Origin of the sequence: Klebsiella sp. CB_Kp196, assembly GCF_040061575.1 — a bacterium.
In the GTDB taxonomy this organism is placed as follows: Bacteria; Pseudomonadota; Gammaproteobacteria; order Enterobacterales; family Enterobacteriaceae; genus Klebsiella; species Klebsiella michiganensis.
In genome coordinates, this window is the sequence record NZ_JBEAFH010000081.1 from 201,951 (window position 1) to 221,533 (window position 19,583).

The following is a 19,583-nucleotide window of genomic DNA, read 5'->3' on the forward strand; positions in this document are numbered from 1 at the left end:
TCTCCATCTATAAAACGACTGCACCTCTGCCGGTACACGACTTTTCGCCAGACGCGAAAAAAATATCTACGCAAAATTATTCAAGCTGCGTCGCCGCGGCAAGCATGTGAAAGCCCAGGGAACTTACTCAGGTAAGCGACAGAGCCAGGCAGGCGCAGCTAACAAAGATGCAGCTTGAAAAATGAAGCGTATAGAATAAAGCGCCGGGCCACGATGCACCAGCGCTTAACACAACATTTTTGCGTCCTTTATGGCGCCAGTCGGTCGATTTGCCAGCCGCCGTTTTGCCGCTGGTAGAGAAAACGATCGTGCAGACGATGCTCGCCGCCCTGCCAGAACTCCATCTGTTCGATACTGACGCGGAATCCGCCCCAGAAGCTCGGCAGCGGCACTTCGCCCTGCTGGAATTTTTGCTTAAGCTCGAGGAACTTACTCTCAAGGATGCCGCGCGCCGAGATACGGCTGGACTGCTGCGACACCCATGCGCCAATCTGACTATCGCGCGGACGGCTATGGAAATATTTCACCACTTCCAGCGTTGAAAGGCGTTCCGCTTTACCGATAACCATCACCTGACGTTCCAGCATATGCCATGGGAAAAGCAGGCTGATGCGGGGATTTTTTTCAATCTGATGGGCTTTGCGGCTGCCGAGGTTGGTATAGAACACCAGGCCTTTCTCATCGTAGTGCTTGAGCAACACGATGCGCTGGTAAGGCTGCGAGTTTTCATCGACGGTTGCGACAACCATCGCCGTTGGGTCGGCGAGCTTTGCGTCACAGGCCTGACGCAGCCAGCGCTCAAAGAGTGCCAGAGGTTCGGCGGGAAGATCGTGGCGGCGCAGGCCACCACGGGTATACTCACGGCGCAGGTGCGCGATTTGCTGCAATTCGTCGTTATCAGACATGGCAATTGAGAAAATAATCAAAGGGTAGCGTTATTGTGCGCCCCCATGGCTGAAATCTCAACGTTTGGCGGTTTGCAGCTGACAGTTTTCCAGCACGATACGGTCCCGTTTATAGACGGTGGCGCTATCGCCCTTCGACCAGAAAACGTAAACGCCATCGGTATAGCGCGCGCCAGAGGCGGAGAGCCCCTGCTGTAAATTGAGCTGCTGATTATCGTAAATAAAGCTGACCTGCTGGCGAGTATGATTGAGATGGACGGTCAACGGTTTCTGGTCACACTGATACTCGAGGGTGTCCGTATTCATCCGCTCGACAAACTGGTTGTAATAGCTACAGCCCGCCAGCATAAAAGGTACAGCAAGAATAAGAATTTTTTTCATCAATTTGCCTTCGACTTTCCCGGTCCGGGAAGGCATAACGCCCTCCCTCAACGCTGTCCAGTTTACGAAGAAACCGGCGCGGGTGATTTCAGTTAACTCTGATTTTGCGGCGGATTGGCCGGAAAAATCGCACCAAGCACGGAAGCTTGCGACGCGCCGGTCACGGAAGGGAGATTGCCGGGTAGTCCGGCAAGCGTCCGCCACGCCAGCCATGCGAAAGCCAGCGCCTCCATATCATCACCGCTGATCCCCGCCTCATCGGTCGTCGATACCTCGGTTCCCGGCAGCAGCGCCGCCAGACGGGCCATCAGAAGCGGATTGCGCGCCCCGCCGCCGCATACCAACAGACGTTCACATCCCCCGCTGAGCAGCACCTGTTCACTGATGCTGACGGCGGTCAGCTCCGCAAGGGTCGCCTGAACGTCCTGGGCGCGAAGCCCCGGATAACGCGCCAGATGCTGCGACAGCCAGCCGTAGTTAAAGTATTCACGACCGGTGCTCTTTGGCGCCGGCAGCGCAAACCACGGATCGCTTAGCATATCCTGCAGCAACGGCAGCACAATTTTACCCTCGCTGGCCCACTGTGCGTCTTTATCGAAGGGTTTACCGCACTGACGCCAGACCCACGCATCCATCAGCATGTTGCCCGGGCCGGTGTCGTAGCCGCGCACCGGCAGACCTGGCGCCAGCAAAGAGAGGTTGGCGATCCCGCCAATGTTGAGAACCATTCGACGCTCAACCGGGTGCGCCAGCAGCGCGTGGTGGAACGCCGGGACCAGCGGCGCGCCCTGCCCGCCGAGCGCCATATCGCGACGGCGAAAGTCCCCGACCACCGTCACGCCGGTATGCGCGGCAATCTGGTTATTGTCGCCAATCTGCAGAGTATGCGGCGCATCGCCTGCTGGCTCATGCCAGACCGTTTGGCCGTGGCAGCCGATAGCGATGATGTCCGCCGCCTTAAGCTTTTCCTGAGCCATCAATGCCAGAACCGCATCGGCAAATAGCCGTCCCAGGCGCGTATCGAGCCGCCCCAGCTGCGAGAGAGTCAGCGGCTGCCCCTGGCAGATGGCCAGGATATCTTCTTTAATCGCGATGGGGATGGGATAGGTCAGGCTGGCCTGCTGGGCAACCAGATTTTCATTAATTGCTGCGAGAACAACATCAACACCATCAAGGCTGGTGCCGGACATAACGCCGATAAAGCGGCCTGATTTCATACGCTTTCCTTCATTCCATGACTCTCGTATATCCCCACACTCCATCATAAACGAGGGGGCAAAGCTACGCTGCTATAATACTTTTTAACAATACAAGCAGCGCTGCCGGTTCTTAGGGTAAAGAACTTGTGTTTAGTTTAGGTTGAGACGACTCTGATTATTATTTTTTGTATAGTCGTTGCATCTGCTATGCCAGCAGACGCTTAAATGCCATATAATTGGCTACAAGGAAGTTCAACAGAACGCTTCTTGGTGAACAGGAGATTCATAAATGATTTTACGTGTTTTGGCTGTCTCGATGATTGGTTTTACGCTTGCAGGCTGCGTCAGCAGCAGCGGCCTGTCCGGCGATGTTTACTCCGCATCTGAAGCCAAACAGGTCCAGAGCGTGACCTACGGCACCATTGTGCATACCCGCGCGGTGCAGATTCAGGGCGGAGATGACAGCAACGCCATCGGCGCTATCGGCGGCGCGGTGCTCGGCGGCTTCCTCGGTAACACCATTGGCGGCGGCACGGGTCGCTCCCTCGCAACGGCGGCAGGCGCTGTCGCCGGCGGCGTAGCCGGTCAGGGCGTACAGGGCGCGATGAACAAAACTCAGGGCGTTGAGCTGGAAATCCGCAAAGATGACGGTAACACCATCATGGTAGTGCAGAAGCAAGGCAGCACGCCGTTCTCCGTCGGCCAGCGCGTAGCCATTGCCGGCAGCGGCAGCCAGGTGACGGTCTCCCCGCGCTAAATCTTCTCTCTGCGGCCCGGACGGGCCGCTTATTGATATAAAATACGTATTATTTTCCCAGCGTAAATAAATAATTCATATATATTTATATTTTTCTTTTATACATGCACTAATTTGCGCCCGCGCAATATTCCGCCCGTCACCATCAAGTATTCTCCAGCCAGTATTATTTAAACATTGCGGCAATTCTGTCGTTTTACCTTCGCATTTTTCAGGGATGTTGACTATGCGCGTTAATATAAAAAGCTTACCCTACCGGATATTTATTTACGCTATCGCGTGCAGTCTTTCTATTGCTGTGGTTAATTTTATTACCACCTCATTAATTCATCGTATTTCTACAACATCATCCATGCTTTTCCCTGTGCTAACTATTTCACTGATGGGTTTTCATATTATGATTGCCTGCTTTATGGGCATGAAATATCTGTGTGATAAAAAACAGCTGTACCTGGCCCCGATAGCCTTCGCGTTTACCTGCTCGGCCCTGCTGATGCTGGGAACGATAGGCAGCTATCCCGACTGGCTGGTCTGCGCTCAGGGGCGCGAGATCAATCAAAATGACGCGCTGATTTTTTATTTTTTCCGCAACGTAATGATGGCTGTTTTATTTATAACCTCAATTATTTTATATCGCATCCGACATATTACCGGCCACTCAAGAAAAATTCACGGCGCGGTGCTCAGTAGTTGTTTTATTTTTATCACCGCAACGCTCATATTATCGTGGGTTCATTCAAGCAACTCGCCGTTGCTAAGCATTGAATTCATTGACAATCTAACCTACACCTTTACGCCACTATGGCATAATCGAATTGGCTGGCTATTAATTATCATATGGTCATTAACGCTGATTTTACTGATCGGCCTGACTCGGCTGCGTAATATATTCTGGTACAGCGGCGCTTTTTTTTGTACCGCCTATATCTTTACGCTGCTGGTGCTGCTCTCCACGGTTAGCGGTAACGCTCACTCCTGGAACCAGGCGCGGCTTTTTGAAACGCTGAGCACCCTGTTTCTGATTTTAATTCTGCTTGGTGACGTTTTTATACTCTATCGTGAATCAAACGAAAGATACGTCCGCTCTTACCAGAACTCGATTCGCGATCCCCTGACCCGGCTGTATAACCGCAGCTATTTCTATGACACCCTGACCCAGCGGTTGTCGAAGGCTTCCGCTTCACAGCCGCTGTCGGTCATCGTCTGCGACCTCGATCGCTTTAAGCGCATCAACGACACCTACGGTCACGTGCAGGGAGATAAGGTGATTCAGTTTGCTGCCAGCGTGTTGCAGAACAACGTGCGCCAGGACGACGCTGCCGCGCGTATCGGCGGGGAAGAGTTTGCCGTGCTGCTGGTGAATATCGGCGCCAACGAAGCGCTGGCAATCGCCGAACGTATCCGCCTGTCGGTCAGCGAGAAGCAGGAGGGATTACCGGAGAGAATGACCATCAGTATGGGCGTGTTCACCACGCAGGATGCGCACGTTTCGGCAGAAGAGTGCGTTAAGCGCGCGGATACCGCGATGTATGAAGCGAAAAACAGCGGGCGTAACCGCGTAGTGGTCTGGCGTGAATAAATAAAAAAGAGGCCTTGAGAGTCCTCAAGGCCTCGCTAAGGTCAATCTTTTGCCTGGAGATCGAGAATATTGTGTTCAAGTTTACGAATCAAATTAAGCAGCGTTTCCACCTCTTCCTTAGATACGCCGGCCAGAATCTCATCACGCGTTTTGCCGATAACCTCTTCCATTTCGTTGATCAGAGGCTCGGCTTTTTCGGTAAGCTTGATACGTTTTGCCCGCCGATCGTTAGCACAGGTCTGGCGAGAAATAAGCCCTTTCTCCTCCAGCTGGTCGAGCGTGCGAACCAGCGACGGCTGCTCAATACCAATGGCTTTCGCCAGCTGAATCTGCGACTGTTCAGGCGGCAGCTGGTGAATGTTATGCAGCGTGACCCAGTGCGTCTGCGTTAACTCCAGAGGTTTCAGGCGATGGTCGATTAGCGCGCGCCAGACGCGCACCAAACGTGCCAGATCAGAACCAAGTGGCGATTCCAATTTCATCTCCTTATAATTAGCTTGCTAAGTTATTATACTGATTTTAGAATAGTGTGCAGCATTTAAATTACCAAAACAAATGAATTACCCGATTCACTAAAATCAGAACAATGATTTACAATGTGAATAATCGCATAACCTGAACATTCTTCCTGCAACGGCAAAGGATTTTTGCTTGTGAAACTGAGTCTTAACACTGCCGGATTGTCGCTCCAGGACCTGGTGTTCGGCGCTTCTGTCTATTTCCCTCCCGTCTTTAAAGCCGTTTTGCTGGGCTTTTTTATCTGGTTGATTATCCACCGCCAGCTGCGGGACTGGATGTATGCAGGCGAGATTTGGCATCCCCTGCTAATGGACCTCTCCTTCTTTGCGCTCTCCGTCTGTCTGGCGCTGGTTTTACTGACTATCTGGTAATGTTCATTACATGAAGAAACTAAAATACTTATCCACGCTGCTGGTCGCCGCGCTGGCTATTATTGCCGCCTGGCTGGTCTGGAATTACTACACGCAATCCCCGTGGACCCGCGACGGCAAGGTCCGCGCCGAGCAGGTTGGCGTCACGCCCCAGGTTTCCGGCAGCATCCTGCAGCTCAACGTGCGCGACAACCAGCTGGTTAAAGCGGGAGACGTGCTGTTCAGAATCGATGACACGCCTTATAAAATCGCCCTGCTCAACGCCCGGGCGCAGCTTGCTAAAGCCAAAGCGGAAGTCGCCCGCGCGCAGGCAGAACAGAAAAAAGCCGCCAGCGATGCCAGCCGTCGGCGTCATCTTTCACAGAACTTTATCTCGGCAGAAGATTTAGAAAACGCCAACACCGCGCTGAATACCGCCACGACCAACCTCGAAGCCGCTAAGGCCGTGGTTGGCGTGGCGCAGGCAACCCTCGATCACGCCCAATGGCAGCTCACGCAGACGGAAATAAAAGCGCCGGTTGACGGCTGGGTCACCAATCTCTCAACCCGGGTTGGCGACTACGCCGCCGTTGGCCACCCGGTTTTCGCCCTCGTGGACAGCCGCTCCTTCTACGTGGTGGGTTATTTTGAAGAAACGAAACTGCGCAATATCCGTCCCGGCGACAGCGCGCAGATCATTCTTTATAGCAGCAAGCAGAAGTTACAGGGTCACGTGAGCAGCATCGGACGCGCCATCGTCGACCAGAGCGTGGAGAGCGGCGGCGATCTGGTGGCGAACATTAAACCGAATATTCCGTGGGTCCGACTTGCCCAGCGCGTGCCGGTGCGTATTGAGTTTGATCATTTGCCGCCGGATACCATCCTGGTCTCCGGTACCACCTGCACCGTAGCCATCGGCGCGCAATAATGAAGCTGCAGGCTCTGACGTGGCGCTCGCTCCCGTGGATTAAGGCCAGCCGTCCGCAGTGGCGCTATGCCTTGCGTAACGGGATTGCCATGTGCCTGGCGCTGAGCGTCGCCTACTGGCTGAATCTTGACGAACCCTACTGGGCGATGACCTCCGCCGCGGTGGTCAGCTTTCCCACCGTCGGCGGGGTGATCAGCAAAAGCTTCGGGCGTATTGCCGGCAGCCTGCTCGGCGCCTGCGCGGCGCTGCTGCTGGCCGGGCATACGCTCAACGATCCGTGGCTGTTTCTGTTCAGCATTTCGGCGTGGATAGCCCTCTGCACGTGGGCCTGCGCGATGTTTACCAATAACGTCGCCTACGCTTTCCAGCTTGCGGGCTACACCTGCGCGATTATCGCTTTCCCGGTTATCAATATCACCGACGCGAACGAACTGTGGACCATCGCCCAGTCGCGCGTCTGCGAAGTCATCGTCGGTATTTTGTGCGGCGGGCTGATGATGATGATCTTACCGAGCACCTCCGATGGCGCTACGCTGCTGACGGCGCTGAAAAACATGCATGCGCGCCTGCTGGAACACGCCAGCCTGTTGTGGGTGCCGGAAACGACCGATGCCATTCGCACCGCGCACGAGAGCGTGATCGGGCAAATCCTGACCATGAATCTGCTGCGCATTCAGGCTTTCTGGAGCCACTATCGCTTTCGTCGGCAAAACCCGCTGCTGAACTACCTGCTGCATCAACAGCTGCGAATGACCAGCGTGATTTCGAGCCTGCGGCGAATGCTGCTCAACTGGCCCACCGCGCCCGCCCGCACCCGCGAGATACTGGAGTCGTTGCTCAACGAGTTATCTCATGCCAACGCCGACGCCCTGAGCGTTGCCCGCATCATCGCTCCGCTGGCGCCCCCCGCGGACGCTGACTACCGGCATATCGCCTTCTGGAAGCGTCTGCGCTACTTCTGTCGTCTTTATCTGGAGAGCAGCCGCTGGCTCAGGCGCATCGAAAACGCCAGCGCGATAACCGAATTTAACGTACCTTCCGCGCCAGCGCTGGCCCGCCATACCGATCAGGCCGAAGCCTTATGGAACGGCGTACGCACCTTTTGCGCGCTGGTGATGGTCGGCGCCTGGGGAATTAGCACCCAATGGCAGGCCTGCGCTGCAGCCCTGACCCTGGCGGCGATCTGCTGCGTGCTCTATTCGGTCTCTCCTTCGCCGTTTAAGTCACTAACGCTGCTGATGCGTACCCTGATCCTGCTTTCACTCTTTAGCTTTGTGGTGAAGTTTGGCCTGATGGTGCAGATAACCGATTTATGGCAGTTCCTGCTGTTTCTGTTTCCCCTGCTGACCACCATGCAACTGCTGAAACTCCAGATGCCTAAGCTCGCCGTACTGTGGGGGCAGCTGATTGTATTTATGGGGTCATTTATTTCGGTGACCAACCCGCCGGTCTACGACTACGCATCGTTTCTTAACGATAATCTGGGCAAAATCATCGGCGTCGGCCTTGCCTGGCTGGCGTTCGCCATCATCAGCCCGGGTTCAGACGCGCGTAAAAGCCGCCGTCATATCCGTGCGTTACGGCGTCACTTTGTCGACCAGCTAAGCCGCCGCCCGCAGCATAGCGAGCATGAATTTGAATCGCTGGTTTATCACCACATCAGCCAGCTCAGCAATAGCCAGGATGCGCTGGCGCGCCGCTGGCTGCTGCGCTGGGGCGTGGTTTTGCTCAACTGTTCCCACGTGGTGTGGCAGCTTCGCGAGTGGGAAACCCGTTCCGACCCGCTATCGCAGGTGCGCGATTTATGCATCAGCCTGCTGCGGGATGTGATGAGCGAGCGCGGGGTACAGCAGCGGCCACTCGCCTCGACGCTGCAGGAGCTGCAGCGCATCTGCGACGCGCTTAATCACCACCACCAGCCGGCAGCCAAAGAGCTGGCGGCGGTTATCTGGCGACTGTGGTGCGCGCTGTCGCAGCTGGAGCAGGCGCCCATTGCCGGCACCTTAACGGAAAGAACTACTTAATCACGCCGCAGGCGAACCGCTCGCCGCCGCCGCCAAGGGGCTGCGGGCTATCGGACATATTGTCGCCCCCCACGTGAATCATCAGCGCCTTCCCTTTAACCTCATCCAGCGTTTTTAAGCGTGGCGCGACCACCGGCTGGGTTGCTTTACCATCGTTATTGACCACCAGGAACGGCAGATCGCCGAGGTGACCGGCGCCGTCGGGACCTTCATGCTTACCGGTTTTTTGCGGATCGTAGTGCCCGCCTGCCGCGCCAGCGGCGACGGCATTACCCTCTTTAATCGCGGGCTGGCAGCTGCCGTTGGCGTGGATATGGAAGCCGTGCTCGCCGGGAGGCAGCGCCTTCAGGTCTGGCGTAAATTCCAGGCCTTTCGCGGTTTCGCTGATTTTAACGCTACCGATAGCCTGACCGACGCTCTGGCTGGTGACAAGATTGATATCGACGCTTTCACTGGCCGCCTGCGCGCCTGCGCACGCGGCCAGGGTAAGTATGGCGAGAATACATCGTTGCATAACACCTCCTTAATGGCTCTGTCGCTACTAAGTGTAGGCCATTGCGGAGGTGATGGGGTTTACGGAACGTCGTAGCCTAACGCCGCTTTGCGGATACGGAACCACTGCTGGCGGGACATCTTCAGCTTTTCGGCCACCACCGCGGAACGCACGCGCTCCATTTTCCCTGAGCCAATAATCGGCAACGGCTGCGACGGCAGGCGCAGGATCCAGGCATACACCACCTGCTCAATGCTCTCCGCATTCAGCTCCTGAGCAACGCGCGCCAGCTCATCGCGCAGCGGCTGGAAGCTGTCGTCGTTAAACAAACGACCGCCGCCGAGGCAGGACCAGGCCATCGGGCGAATACGCAGTTGCTGAAGCTGATCCAGCGTACCGTCAAGCAGCAGCGGCTGATGAACCGGAGAAATTTCCACCTGGTTGGTCGCCAGGGTAAACGGCAGGCGCGACTGCAGCAGGGTAAACTGGGCGGGGGTAAAGTTCGATACGCCGAAGTGACGAACCTTGCCGCTATGGTGAAGGGCCAGGAAGGCTTCCGCCACTTCATCCGCATCCATCAGCGGGTCCGGACGATGAATCAGCAGCAGGTCAATATGGTCGGTGGCAAGGTTACGCAGCGACTGCTCCGCGCTGAGAACAATATGGTCGCGGTCGGTAATATAGTGGCCGATGGTGTTTTCCGCCCGCGCTTTCGTGGCAATCCCGCACTTGGTGACAATTTCCATCCTGCTGCGCAGATGCGGCGCCAGCTTTAGCGCTTCGCCAAACGCAGCCTCGCAGCGATAGTCACCGTAAATATCGGCATGATCGATGGTGGTAATGCCCAGATCCAGGTGTTGCTCAACAAAGCCCACCAGCGCCTGAGCGGACATATTCCAGTCCATCAGACGCCAGTAGCCCATCACAAAACGAGAGAATTCCGGCCCCTGCGGAGCCATAGCAATACGCTGAACCATAACAGCTTCCTCAATAAAAAAGTGCCCTGAGTATACGCAATTTTAGGCTTAAAACAGTGAGGGTTGCTGCGGTTCTTCCGCACTATCCTGCTTAGCTGCGCGTAATTTGCGCAGTAGCCGCTGACGGCACAGACGCAAAACATCCTGCTTTTGCGCATCGCTCATTTTCTGCCAGTTGAAACGCTCGTCGCGGCTACGCATACACCCCCGACAGTAGCCGCGTTCATCAGACTGACAAATCCCCCGGCACGGACTCTGTACCGGGAAGAATTCCAGTTGTTCAGCCACTTCGCCTCTCCTGCCGCTCATCTCTTTCTTTATTGAAGACGTTTCATCCGCCGTACGCAAATTTTGTTCATCAGCCTCTGCGCCAGGCGGCATTTTTAATTATGACTTGCATTAGACCAATCGGTCTATTACAGTGAGCGCCATGAACAAGCACAGTGAATGTAACACCCGCGAACATATCCTGGCCACCGGCGAGCAGCTCTGCATGCATCGGGGGTTTACCGGTATGGGTCTGAGCGAACTGCTGAAAACAGCGGAGGTGCCGAAAGGCTCTTTCTATCACTACTTTCGCTCTAAAGAAGCCTTTGGCGTTGCGCTGCTCGACCATCACTACGCCGGATATCTTCAGCGCCTGGTCGATCATTTTGACCACGGCGAGGGGAACTATCGCGATCGCCTCCTGGCCTACTATCAGCATACGCTGACGCAGTTTTGCCAGCAGGGCATCATCAGCGGCTGTCTGACGGTGAAGCTGTCGGCAGAGGTCTGCGATCTATCGGAAGATATGCGCACCGCGATGGATAAAGGCGCCAGCCAGATCATCGTTCTCCTCGGCGACGCGCTGGAGAAAGGCCGTCAGGAGGGCAGCCTTGCGTTTGACGGAGACGCCTTAACGCTCTCGCAGGTGCTTTACTCCCTGTGGCTGGGGGCGAATCTGCAGGCTAAAATTACGCGTAGCGCAACGCCGCTGGAAAGCGCCCTTGCCCACGCCAAACGTATTATTGCTGCGCCTGCCGTTTAACAGGCGTTTTTATTTACCCCGTTTCAAGACGACCGGTCTACTCAGGAGTCATTATGTCAGAATCAAAGTTGTTTACCCCGTTGAAAGTGGGTGCGGTAACCGTACCGAATCGCGTGTTTATGGCTCCGCTGACGCGTCTGCGCAGCATTGAACCGGGCGATATTCCTACCCCGCTGATGGGCGAATACTACCGCCAGCGCGCCAGCTCAGGTCTGATTATTTCCGAAGCCACCCAGATCTCCGCTCAGGCTAAAGGCTACGCGGGCGCACCGGGCCTGCACAGCCCGGAGCAGATTGCCGCATGGAAAAAAATCACCGCCGGCGTACACGCCGAAAACGGGCGTATTGCCGTTCAGCTGTGGCACACCGGGCGCATTTCCCACAGCAGCATCCAGCCGGGTGGCGCCGCGCCGGTTGCGCCATCGGCCATTAGCGCGGGCACCCGTACCTCGCTGCGTGATGAAAACGGCCACGCTATTCGCGTAGACACCTCGATGCCGCGCGCGCTCGAAACCGCCGAGATCCCGGGGATCGTTGATGATTTCCGCCAGGCGGTAGGCAACGCCCGCGATGCCGGCTTTGACCTTGTCGAACTGCACTCCGCGCACGGCTACCTGCTGCACCAATTCCTTTCCCCTTCTTCCAACCATCGTACTGACCAGTACGGCGGCAGCGTGGAAAATCGCGCTCGCCTGGTGCTGGAAGTGGTTGATGCGGCGAGTAAAGAGTGGAGCGCCGACCGTATCGGGATTCGCGTCTCGCCTATCGGCAGCTTCCAGAACGTCGATAATGGCCCGAATGAAGAAGCCGACGCGCTCTATCTCATCGAAGCGCTGGCCAAACGCGGTATTGCTTACCTGCATATGTCCGAGCCGGACTGGGCTGGCGGCCAACCGTACAGCGATGAATTCCGTCAGAAAGTCCGCGACCGCTTCCCGGGCGCTATTATCGGCGCTGGCGCCTACACGGTGGAAAAGGCAAACGATCTGATCGGTAAAGGCCTGATCGATGCCGTGGCCTTCGGTCGCGACTATATTGCCAACCCGGATCTGGTCGCGCGCCTGCAGAAGAAGGCCGCGCTGAATCCGCAGCGTCCGGAAAGCTTCTACGGCGGCGGCGCGGAAGGTTATACCGATTACCCTACCCTGTAATCCCTCCATTGATAGCGGCGGGTTATCGCCGCTATACTCAACGCTCTGATGTATCAAAATAAACTGCATAGGGGACATTATGCGCTTACTTCACACCATGCTGCGCGTTGGCGACCTGCAACGTTCTATTGAGTTTTACACCAACGTGCTGGGCATGAAACTGCTGCGCACCAGCGAAAACACTGAGTATAAATACTCGCTGGCATTCGTGGGTTACGGCGAAGAGAGCGATACCGCCGTGATTGAGCTGACCTATAACTGGGGCGTTGATAAGTACGATCTCGGCAGCGCTTATGGCCATATCGCGCTCAGCGTTGAAAACGCGGCCGAAGCCTGCGAGCGTATCCGCCAGAACGGCGGTAACGTGACCCGTGAAGCCGGCCCGGTCAAAGGCGGCACCACCGTCATCGCCTTCGTCGAAGATCCGGATGGCTATAAAATTGAACTGATTGAAGAGAAAGACGCCGGAAAAGGCCTCGGCAACTAATCGGCTGCGGGCACCCGCGGTGCCTGCTGTTTTATCCCCTTCCTGCTGCAAGCCGCGGCAAAATTTGCCATAATGCGCGCTACTTTTTTCCAGCTAAGAGAATCTGATGTCCGAGAACGTTCAACTTAATGGTCTGTGCGACCGTTTTCGCGGTTTTTATCCTGTGGTAATCGATGTTGAAACCGCCGGGTTTAATGCCAAAACCGACGCCCTGCTGGAGATCGCCGCTATTACGTTGAAAATGGATGAGGAAGGCTGGCTGATGCCGGACGAAACGCTGCATTTTCATGTTGAGCCTTTTGAAGGCGCCAACCTGCAGCCCGAAGCGCTGGCTTTTAACGGTATTAACCCTAACGATCCCGAGCGCGGCGCGGTGAGCGAATACGATGCGCTGCACGCGATTTTTAAAATGGTCCGCAAGGGAATGAAAGAGAGCGACTGCAGCCGCGCGATTATGGTCGCGCATAACGCCACGTTCGATCACAGCTTTACCATGGCGGCGGCAGAGCGGGCTGGCCTGAAACGTAACCCCTTCCATCCGTTCGTGACCTTCGATACCGCGGCTCTGAGCGGCCTGGCGCTGGGTCAAACGGTGCTGTCGAAAGCCTGTATTGCCGCGGGAATGGCATTTGATGGTACCCAGGCACACTCGGCGCTTTACGATACCCAGCAAACCGCCCAACTGTTCTGCGAAATCGTCAACCGCTGGAAGCGCCTTGGCGGCTGGCCATTACCCGTGGCCGAAGAGTAAGCGATAAAAAAAGCGACTTCACCGGAAGTCGCTTTTTTATTGGCAGCCGAATTACTCTGCTTTCGGTTCGTCAGTCTTGTACTTCGCGGCCGTTTCTTTGATCAACTGCTGCAGTTCGCCGCGCTGATACATTTCAATCACGATGTCACAGCCGCCGACCAGTTCACCGTCAACCCACAGCTGCGGGAAGGTCGGCCAGTTAGCGTATTTCGGCAGCTCTGCGCGGATGTCCGGATTTTGCAGGATATCGACGTAGGCAAAACGTTCGCCACAGGCGGAGAGCGCCTGAACGGCCTGAGCGGAGAAACCGCAGCTTGGCAGCTTTGGCGACCCTTTCATGTACAGCAGGATCGGGTTTTCAGCGATTTGACGTTGGATTTTTTCTAAAGTCGTGCTCATTGTCGTGCTTCCTTAAACTTCTTTACGGCAGTAATTTGTCATTGTAGCGCCCTGGGCGCAGGACCGATAATAACATTTTTTTCACTTGCCACATTTTATCTTCTGTCGGCATAAGTTGCCTTAAAAATATCATTTTATTGCTATACGCGGCAACGCGTTGCGCGTTTTTCACGCGCGGGTACCGCTGACGGAAGCATTTTTTTGCAAATGTTAACCAAACGAGACGTTAGATACAAAAGAGTAGTAACTCTCCACGATTTTATGCTTTAGAATCGATGCGGTTTGTCATTCATCGTCAGGCATCTGTATATGTCTGTAATTTAATCAGGGGATTGCTCAGTGGCGCGTCTTAACAAAATCGCGATTTCGCTCTGTGCATTACTTTTCACATCTATTTCACTTACGCCGCTGGCGCATGCTTCCGGGCATACGCACGCTTCGGCCACGCCAAAAGCGCATCCGGCCAAGGGCACGACCGCAGAGCGTAAGAAAAAAGCAGCCAGTTCTAAAAGTAAAACCACCGCCAAAACCCCCAGCAAGAAAACGTCGACCGCCAGCCGCAGCAAATCAACCGCGTCACGCCAGACTGCCAGCGCCACAAAAAAATGCGTTCTGCGCAAAGGCTATAAAAAACTGTGCGCCAGCTCGACAAGGTCGATAGCGGAAAGCAAGCTGGCAACCGCAAGCGTGCAGAAAAAGTGCGCGGTGCGTAAAGGCTATAAAACCCGCTGCAAACCGATTGCCGACGAGCCGCAGCTGACCATCGCCGACGCGCATAAAGCTCGGGTACAAAAGGCGCAAAGCACCGCCATGTCCAAGCTGATGGATCAGATTGGCAAACCCTATCGCTGGGGCGGCACCTCTCCGCGTACCGGGTTTGATTGTAGCGGTCTGGTCTATTACGCCTATAAGGACCTGGTTAAAATTCACATTCCGCGCACCGCCAATGAGATGTATCACCTGCGCGACGCCCGTCCGGTGGATCGCGGCGAGCTGCAAAGCGGGGATCTCGTCTTCTTCCGCACCCGCGGGCGCGGCACTGCCGATCACGTCGGGGTTTACGTTGGCAACGGCAAATTTATCCAGTCTCCGCGTACCGGCCGCGATATTCAGATCACCTCATTAAGCGACGATTACTGGGTACGCCACTACGTTGGCGCGCGTCGCGTCATGACGCCGAAAACCATTCGCTAATTGTGCCTTGTCGCTGCGGCGGCAGGGTAACTCTCTCTTTTGCCACATCTTTTAATTTGCTACTATTATTACCCTGCGTAATACATGGTTATTACGCAGGCAAACTATAAAAAGGAGAGTAGCAATGTCGTTCGAATTACCTGCATTACCATATGCAAAAGACGCCCTGGCGCCGCACATTTCCGCAGAAACCCTGGAATACCACTACGGTAAACACCACCAGGCCTACGTCACCAACCTGAATAACCTGATCAAAGGCACCCCGTTTGAAGGCAAAACCCTGGAAGAGATCGTGCGTTCTTCCGATGGCGGCGTTTTTAACAACGCAGCTCAGGTCTGGAACCACACCTTCTACTGGAACTGCCTCGCGCCGAACGCCGGCGGCGAACCGCAAGGCGAACTGGCGGCGGCTATTGCTAAGTCCTTCGGCAGCTTCGCTGATTTCAAAGCTAAATTCACCGACGCAGCGGTAAAAAACTTCGGCGCAGGCTGGACCTGGCTGGTGAAAAACGCCGACGGTAGCCTGGCTATTGTCTCCACCAGCAACGCCGGTACGCCGCTGACCAGCGACGCAACTCCGCTGCTGACCGTGGATGTCTGGGAACACGCTTATTACATCGACTACCGTAACGCCCGTCCGAACTATCTGGAGCACTTCTGGGCGCTGGTAAACTGGAAGTTTGTTGCTGCTAATCTGGCTGCATAAAAGCAAACCGCAGAAGCCTTGCAGCTTCTGCGGTTATTGTATGACTTCACGCAATATTAACGGTTGGCGAACGCCTCTTCCGGCTGCGCCCGGCCGCTGAACAGCACCAGCAGTAGCGCCACGCCTGCGATAATCGCCCCCATCACCGGGACAAAGGCATAGCCCAGGCCGCCAGAGATCACCGCGCCGCCCGCCGCCGCGCCCAGCGCGTTTCCGAGGTTAAAAGCCCCAATATTGACCGATGATGACAGCCCCGGCGCTTCGTGGGCGACGCGCATCACGCGCATCTGCAAAGGCGGCACCACCGCAAAGGTCGCCGCGCCCCAGACCACCATACTGATTGCCGCGCCCATCTGCGATTGCGCCAGCAGCGGGATCGCCAGCATGATAACCATCAGCAGCAGCAGAAAGCCCTTCAGCGTCCCGCTAACGGAACGGTCGGCAAACTTACCGCCAAGGTAGTTACCCAGCGAGAAGCCGACGCCAATCAGCACCAGCATGGCGGTCACAAACAGCGGAGAGGCGTGGGTGATGGTATGCAAAACGGGAGAAATATAGGTATAAAGCGTGAACATCGCCCCTGCCCCCAGTACCGTCGTCAGCAGCGCCGACAGCACCTGCGGACGCATCAGCACGGAAAGCTCCTGCTTGACGTCAGGGCGCTCGCCGGCGCTGCCCTTCGGTAGAGAAAACCACAGACCGATAATCGCAATCACGCCCAGCCCCGCCGTGGCAAGAAACGACATCCGCCAGCCGATGGTTTCGCCCAGCCAGGTCGCCGCGGGAACGCCGCCGATATTCGCTATCGTCAGCCCCATAAACATCGTCGCCACGGCGCTGGCCTGTTTGTGTTTTGGCACAACGCTCGCCGCCACCACTGAACCCAGGCCGAAGAAGGCGCCGTGGTTAAGGCTGGTAATAATGCGCGACAGCAGCAGCGTGGTGTAATCCGGAGCAATGGAAGAGAGTACGTTACCGAGGGTAAAAATCGCCATCAGAAAGATCAGCGCATTTCTGCGCGCGCGGTGGGAGAGCAGCAGAGTCATCAGCGGCGCGCCGACCATCACGCCGATGGCATAGGCGCTAATCAGCATTCCCGCCGCCGGAATCGAAACGTCCACGCCTTTAGCGATAACCGGTAATAGCCCCATCGGGGAGAACTCGGTTGTGCCGATACCAAAGGCACCGATCGCCAGCGCGAGCAGGGGAAAATTGATTTTCATGCAGGGACTCCATCAGGCCGCCTTCCGCGACGGCATCTCATCAGAAGTCAAAAGCATGACATCAATCACAGAAAAACAAAAGTGAACGAAATGGCAAAAGATTTTTGCGAAAATGATAATAATGGCGGAGAGAAAGGGAGAGCGGCCCCTCCCTTATCGCATAATTAGTGCAGTACTGCAGTCAAACCTGCGGCAACAATCAAACCAAGAACAATAATCGTCGTCGTCAGCGAAAACTTTAAATTTGTATCCATCAATTTTTCCCCTGATTATCCCCACATGAAAAGTGAGCTTGCTCATTTTTACACAGAATAGCGTAAAAATCTTCCGAGATTTAGAGTGATGCACATTTTTGCTCTTCCCCTTTGCCCCAAGATCGGACAAAATCCCACGCTAATTTGAAAGCGTATCGGCCATTGACCCCTTCCTGTCGTTCTGTGTCGTTTTCCCGACGTGATGCCATGCTCAATTTTGGCGCCAGGGTGTGTACAGGCAAACGTTTACGTACCGATAAACAGACGATCAGGTCAAGGTCTGGAGTGAGAAGTAATGGCAACTATTAAAGATGTAGCGAAGCGCGCAAACGTTTCCACTACAACAGTGTCACATGTGATTAACAAAACCCGATTCGTTGCGGAAGAGACGCGCAATGCGGTGTGGGCGGCAATAAAAGAACTGCATTACTCCCCCAGCGCCGTTGCCCGCAGCCTGAAGGTCAATCACACCAAATCTATTGGTCTGCTGGCAACCAGCAGCGAAGCGGCCTATTTCGCTGAGATTATCGAAGCCGTCGAGAAGAGCTGCTTCCAGAAGGGCTACACCCTGATCCTCGGCAACGCGTGGAACGACCCTGAGAAACAGCGCGCCTATCTGTCAATGATGGCGCAGAAACGCGTAGACGGCCTGCTGGTGATGTGCTCCGAGTATCCGGAGTCGGTGTTAAGCATGCTGGAAGAGTATCGTCATATTCCGATGGTAGTGATGGACTGGGGCGAGGCAAAAGCCGACTTCACCGACTCGGTTGTCGATAACGCCTTTGAAGGCGGCTATATCGCCGGGCGCTACCTTATTGAACGCGGGCATCGCGATATCGGCGTGATCCCCGGCCCGCTGGAGCGTAACACCGGCGCAGGCCGGCTGGCAGGTTTTATGAAAGCGATGGAAGAGGCGCAGATTAGCGTTCCGGAAAACTGGATTGTGCAGGGCGATTTTGAGCCGGAATCCGGCTACCGCGCCATGCAGCAGATTCTCGGCCAGCACCCTCGCCCAACGGCCATCTTCTGCGGCGGGGATATTATGGCGATGGGCGCCATCTGCGCGGCGGATGAAATGGGTCTGCGCGTGCCGCAGGATATTTCGCTGATCGGTTATGATAACGTGCGCAACGCCCGCTACTTTAGCCCGGCGCTGACCACCATTCATCAGCCTAAAGACTCTCTTGGCGAAGCGGCGTTTAACATGCTGCTGGACCGCATCGTTAATAAGCGTGAAATCTCGCAGTCGATTGAAGTCCACCCTCGCCTGGTCGAGCGCCGTTCCGTGGCCGATGGCCCGTTTGTTGATTATCGCCGTTAACCTTTCCCGCGGCGTCGGTCATTCCGGCGCCCGCAGCCACTCCCGGTTTAGCGTTTCGCTATCGCCAAGGTAATCCAGCAGCCATAGCAGCGCCGGCGAGGCATCGCTTTGCTGCCACGTCAGGCAGCATGCGGCGTCCGGGAAGGGGTTCTCCAGCTCCAGCGCCGTCCATGCGCCGCTATCAAGCCACGGGCGCGCTAAATGCCCGGGAACCATACCGACGCACAGTCCGGCGGAGAGACAGGTTTCTGAGGCATCCCAGTCCGGCACCACCACCCTCTTCTGGTTATCCAGCAGCCAGGTGGTCCGCTTCGGCAGCGAGCGCGAGGTATCCTCCCTGACCAGCGACGGCCAGTTGCGCAGGACGTCATCGCTCAGAGGCCCGGCCATTTTGGCCAGCGGATGGTGGCTCGCGACGACGCAGTCCCAGCTCAGCATTCCCATATCGCGAAAGGCGTAGCGGCCCCCTACCGGAATTGAGCGCGTCGCGCCGATGGCCAGCTCCACGCGACCGTCGGCGAGCGCATCCCAGACGCCGTTGAACACCTCCTGAAAAACAATCAGTTCGACGTCATCAAAATGACGATAGAAATCAACGATCATCTGCCGCATGCGCGTGGGTTTAACGATATTATCCACCGCAATAGAGAGCTGCCCGCGCCAGCCGTTGGCTATCTGCTGGCACTGCTGGCGGGTGATCTGCATTTTTTTGATAACAGAGCGCCCCTCCTGTAAAAACCAGACGCCGGCCGGCGTTAATTCCACATCACGATGACGGCGTTCGAACAGCGGTACCGCCAGCCACTCCTCCAGCTGACGCACGGTATAGCTGACGGCCGAGGGTACGCGGTGCAGTTCCTGCGCTGCGGCGCTAAAGCTGCCGTTACGGGCGACAGCATCGACAACTTCAAGCGAGTATTCGGACCACATTTTCTGCCTGCAAAATTTTTGAATT

Annotated in this window: 23 protein-coding genes; 12 read left to right on the top strand and 11 right to left on the bottom strand. The window is 55.8% G+C overall.

Annotated features, from left to right (window positions below):
- Positions 1–248: 248 nt before the first annotated feature.
- From pdxH to anmK, 3 genes are all read right to left on the bottom strand, one after another.
- Positions 249–905, bottom strand: a complete 657-nt coding sequence (gene pdxH / locus ABLU87_RS27510) for a pyridoxamine 5'-phosphate oxidase (protein WP_004851446.1) — start codon at positions 903–905, stop codon at positions 249–251.
- A 57-nt stretch (positions 906–962) separates the two neighbouring features.
- Positions 963–1,286 carry a C-type lysozyme inhibitor gene (gene mliC, locus ABLU87_RS27515; RefSeq protein WP_014229593.1) on the bottom strand — a complete coding sequence of 108 codons (324 nt, stop codon included), beginning with the start codon at positions 1,284–1,286 and terminating at the stop codon, positions 963–965.
- 92 nt (positions 1,287–1,378) lie between these two features.
- A complete protein-coding gene (gene anmK, locus ABLU87_RS27520) occupies positions 1,379–2,503 on the bottom strand; it encodes an anhydro-N-acetylmuramic acid kinase (protein ID WP_032748924.1) in 1,125 nt (374 codons plus the stop codon).
- 271 nt (positions 2,504–2,774) lie between these two features.
- Between anmK and slyB the strand changes: the two genes are divergently transcribed.
- Complete coding sequence (slyB, locus tag ABLU87_RS27525; RefSeq protein ID WP_004851450.1) at positions 2,775–3,242, top strand: outer membrane lipoprotein SlyB; 468 nt, start codon at positions 2,775–2,777, stop codon at positions 3,240–3,242.
- A 226-nt stretch (positions 3,243–3,468) separates the two neighbouring features.
- Entirely contained in the window at positions 3,469–4,821 is a 1,353-nt protein-coding gene (locus tag ABLU87_RS27530) for a GGDEF domain-containing protein (protein ID WP_064357277.1), read from the top strand.
- A gap of 41 nt (positions 4,822–4,862) precedes the next feature.
- Here ABLU87_RS27530 and slyA read toward each other — a convergent pair whose 3' ends face one another.
- Positions 4,863–5,303 (bottom strand): transcriptional regulator SlyA, encoded by a 441-nt coding sequence (slyA, locus tag ABLU87_RS27535; RefSeq protein ID WP_016810099.1) that lies wholly within the window; start codon positions 5,301–5,303, stop codon positions 4,863–4,865.
- A 171-nt stretch (positions 5,304–5,474) separates the two neighbouring features.
- Between slyA and ABLU87_RS27540 the strand changes: the two genes are divergently transcribed.
- The 3 genes from ABLU87_RS27540 to ABLU87_RS27550 are packed head-to-tail and all read left to right on the top strand — an operon-like array spanning position 5,475 to position 8,642.
- The gene (locus tag ABLU87_RS27540) at positions 5,475–5,711 is read left to right on the top strand and encodes a DUF1656 domain-containing protein (RefSeq protein ID WP_004851455.1); all 237 of its coding nucleotides are present in this window, start codon (positions 5,475–5,477) and stop codon (positions 5,709–5,711) included.
- Between the two features lie 10 nt (positions 5,712–5,721).
- Entirely contained in the window at positions 5,722–6,618 is an 897-nt protein-coding gene (locus ABLU87_RS27545) for an HlyD family secretion protein (RefSeq protein WP_014229597.1), read from the top strand.
- Entirely contained in the window at positions 6,618–8,642 is a 2,025-nt protein-coding gene (locus ABLU87_RS27550) for an FUSC family protein (protein WP_196942017.1), read from the top strand. Before ABLU87_RS27545 ends, ABLU87_RS27550 begins: the two co-directional genes overlap by 1 nt.
- On the opposite strand, the gene sodC is transcribed toward ABLU87_RS27550, so the two are convergent.
- From sodC to ABLU87_RS27565, 3 genes are read right to left on the bottom strand one after another with little or no spacing between them, the layout of a single operon-like run.
- Positions 8,635–9,156: a superoxide dismutase [Cu-Zn] SodC gene (gene sodC / locus ABLU87_RS27555; RefSeq protein ID WP_122117302.1), complete on the bottom strand. Its 522-nt coding sequence runs from the start codon at positions 9,154–9,156 to the stop codon at positions 8,635–8,637. The genes ABLU87_RS27550 and sodC overlap by 8 nt on opposite strands.
- 59 nt (positions 9,157–9,215) lie before the next feature.
- Positions 9,216–10,112: an aldo/keto reductase family oxidoreductase gene (locus ABLU87_RS27560; protein WP_032748921.1), complete on the bottom strand. Its 897-nt coding sequence runs from the start codon at positions 10,110–10,112 to the stop codon at positions 9,216–9,218.
- Positions 10,113–10,160: 48 nt separating this feature from the next.
- Positions 10,161–10,421 (bottom strand): DUF1289 domain-containing protein, encoded by a 261-nt coding sequence (locus tag ABLU87_RS27565; RefSeq protein WP_162140793.1) that lies wholly within the window; start codon positions 10,419–10,421, stop codon positions 10,161–10,163.
- A 121-nt stretch (positions 10,422–10,542) separates the two neighbouring features.
- On the opposite strand from ABLU87_RS27565, the gene ABLU87_RS27570 reads away from it, so the two are divergent.
- The 4 genes from ABLU87_RS27570 to rnt all read left to right on the top strand — a co-directional run bounded on the left by ABLU87_RS27570 (position 10,543) and on the right by rnt (position 13,531).
- A complete protein-coding gene (locus ABLU87_RS27570) occupies positions 10,543–11,142 on the top strand; it encodes a TetR/AcrR family transcriptional regulator (RefSeq protein ID WP_014229601.1) in 600 nt (199 codons plus the stop codon).
- Between the two features lie 53 nt (positions 11,143–11,195).
- On the top strand, positions 11,196–12,293 hold the full coding sequence (locus tag ABLU87_RS27575) for an alkene reductase (protein ID WP_004851469.1): 1,098 nt from the start codon (positions 11,196–11,198) through the stop codon (positions 12,291–12,293).
- 79 nt (positions 12,294–12,372) lie between these two features.
- Positions 12,373–12,780 (top strand): lactoylglutathione lyase, encoded by a 408-nt coding sequence (gene gloA, locus ABLU87_RS27580; RefSeq protein ID WP_004119471.1) that lies wholly within the window; start codon positions 12,373–12,375, stop codon positions 12,778–12,780.
- Positions 12,781–12,886: 106 nt separating this feature from the next.
- Entirely contained in the window at positions 12,887–13,531 is a 645-nt protein-coding gene (gene rnt, locus ABLU87_RS27585; RefSeq protein ID WP_014229602.1) for a ribonuclease T, read from the top strand.
- Between the two features lie 51 nt (positions 13,532–13,582).
- On the opposite strand, the gene grxD is transcribed toward rnt, so the two are convergent.
- Positions 13,583–13,930: a monothiol glutaredoxin 4 gene (gene grxD / locus ABLU87_RS27590; RefSeq protein ID WP_004102692.1), complete on the bottom strand. Its 348-nt coding sequence runs from the start codon at positions 13,928–13,930 to the stop codon at positions 13,583–13,585.
- Positions 13,931–14,269: 339 nt separating this feature from the next.
- Between grxD and ABLU87_RS27595 the strand changes: the two genes are divergently transcribed.
- Positions 14,270–15,124, top strand: a complete 855-nt coding sequence (locus ABLU87_RS27595; RefSeq protein WP_122117303.1) for a C40 family peptidase — start codon at positions 14,270–14,272, stop codon at positions 15,122–15,124.
- Positions 15,125–15,248: 124 nt separating this feature from the next.
- Entirely contained in the window at positions 15,249–15,830 is a 582-nt protein-coding gene (gene sodB, locus ABLU87_RS27600) for a superoxide dismutase [Fe] (protein ID WP_004851476.1), read from the top strand.
- Between the two features lie 56 nt (positions 15,831–15,886).
- Here the strand turns inward: sodB and ABLU87_RS27605 are convergent, their stop codons facing one another.
- Both ABLU87_RS27605 and ABLU87_RS27610 read right to left on the bottom strand, forming a co-directional pair.
- On the bottom strand, positions 15,887–17,053 hold the full coding sequence (locus ABLU87_RS27605) for an MFS transporter (protein ID WP_049082852.1): 1,167 nt from the start codon (positions 17,051–17,053) through the stop codon (positions 15,887–15,889).
- 164 nt (positions 17,054–17,217) lie between these two features.
- On the bottom strand, positions 17,218–17,307 hold the full coding sequence (locus ABLU87_RS27610; protein WP_049082851.1) for a YnhF family membrane protein: 90 nt from the start codon (positions 17,305–17,307) through the stop codon (positions 17,218–17,220).
- Positions 17,308–17,602: 295 nt separating this feature from the next.
- On the opposite strand from ABLU87_RS27610, the gene purR reads away from it, so the two are divergent.
- Positions 17,603–18,628: an HTH-type transcriptional repressor PurR gene (gene purR, locus ABLU87_RS27615; protein WP_004851481.1), complete on the top strand. Its 1,026-nt coding sequence runs from the start codon at positions 17,603–17,605 to the stop codon at positions 18,626–18,628.
- A gap of 18 nt (positions 18,629–18,646) precedes the next feature.
- On the opposite strand, the gene punR is transcribed toward purR, so the two are convergent.
- Positions 18,647–19,558 carry a DNA-binding transcriptional activator PunR gene (gene punR, locus ABLU87_RS27620; protein ID WP_004851483.1) on the bottom strand — a complete coding sequence of 304 codons (912 nt, stop codon included), beginning with the start codon at positions 19,556–19,558 and terminating at the stop codon, positions 18,647–18,649.
- Positions 19,559–19,583 lie beyond the last annotated feature (25 nt).

Bases quoted from the DNA above. Each gene is read 5' to 3' on its own strand.
- ABLU87_RS27605 (WP_049082852.1), bottom strand. From the start codon at position 17,053: ATGAAAATCAATTTTCCCCTGCTCGCGCTGGCGATCGGTGCCTTTGGT.
- ABLU87_RS27560 (WP_032748921.1), bottom strand. From the start codon at position 10,112: ATGGTTCAGCGTATTGCTATGGCTCCGCAGGGGCCGGAATTCTCTCGT.
- pdxH (WP_004851446.1), bottom strand. From the start codon at position 905: ATGTCTGATAACGACGAATTGCAGCAAATCGCGCACCTGCGCCGTGAG.
- slyB (WP_004851450.1), top strand. From the start codon at position 2,775: ATGATTTTACGTGTTTTGGCTGTCTCGATGATTGGTTTTACGCTTGCA.
- purR (WP_004851481.1), top strand. From the start codon at position 17,603: ATGGCAACTATTAAAGATGTAGCGAAGCGCGCAAACGTTTCCACTACA.
- grxD (WP_004102692.1), bottom strand. From the start codon at position 13,930: ATGAGCACGACTTTAGAAAAAATCCAACGTCAAATCGCTGAAAACCCG.
- sodC (WP_122117302.1), bottom strand. From the start codon at position 9,156: ATGCAACGATGTATTCTCGCCATACTTACCCTGGCCGCGTGCGCAGGC.
- ABLU87_RS27610 (WP_049082851.1), bottom strand. From the start codon at position 17,307: ATGGATACAAATTTAAAGTTTTCGCTGACGACGACGATTATTGTTCTT.
- mliC (WP_014229593.1), bottom strand. From the start codon at position 1,286: ATGAAAAAAATTCTTATTCTTGCTGTACCTTTTATGCTGGCGGGCTGT.
- ABLU87_RS27570 (WP_014229601.1), top strand. From the start codon at position 10,543: ATGAACAAGCACAGTGAATGTAACACCCGCGAACATATCCTGGCCACC.
- ABLU87_RS27550 (WP_196942017.1), top strand. From the start codon at position 6,618: ATGAAGCTGCAGGCTCTGACGTGGCGCTCGCTCCCGTGGATTAAGGCC.
- gloA (WP_004119471.1), top strand. From the start codon at position 12,373: ATGCGCTTACTTCACACCATGCTGCGCGTTGGCGACCTGCAACGTTCT.
- rnt (WP_014229602.1), top strand. From the start codon at position 12,887: ATGTCCGAGAACGTTCAACTTAATGGTCTGTGCGACCGTTTTCGCGGT.
- punR (WP_004851483.1), bottom strand. From the start codon at position 19,558: ATGTGGTCCGAATACTCGCTTGAAGTTGTCGATGCTGTCGCCCGTAAC.
- ABLU87_RS27575 (WP_004851469.1), top strand. From the start codon at position 11,196: ATGTCAGAATCAAAGTTGTTTACCCCGTTGAAAGTGGGTGCGGTAACC.
- ABLU87_RS27545 (WP_014229597.1), top strand. From the start codon at position 5,722: ATGAAGAAACTAAAATACTTATCCACGCTGCTGGTCGCCGCGCTGGCT.
- ABLU87_RS27530 (WP_064357277.1), top strand. From the start codon at position 3,469: ATGCGCGTTAATATAAAAAGCTTACCCTACCGGATATTTATTTACGCT.
- slyA (WP_016810099.1), bottom strand. From the start codon at position 5,303: ATGAAATTGGAATCGCCACTTGGTTCTGATCTGGCACGTTTGGTGCGC.
- ABLU87_RS27565 (WP_162140793.1), bottom strand. From the start codon at position 10,421: ATGAGCGGCAGGAGAGGCGAAGTGGCTGAACAACTGGAATTCTTCCCG.
- sodB (WP_004851476.1), top strand. From the start codon at position 15,249: ATGTCGTTCGAATTACCTGCATTACCATATGCAAAAGACGCCCTGGCG.
- anmK (WP_032748924.1), bottom strand. From the start codon at position 2,503: ATGAAATCAGGCCGCTTTATCGGCGTTATGTCCGGCACCAGCCTTGAT.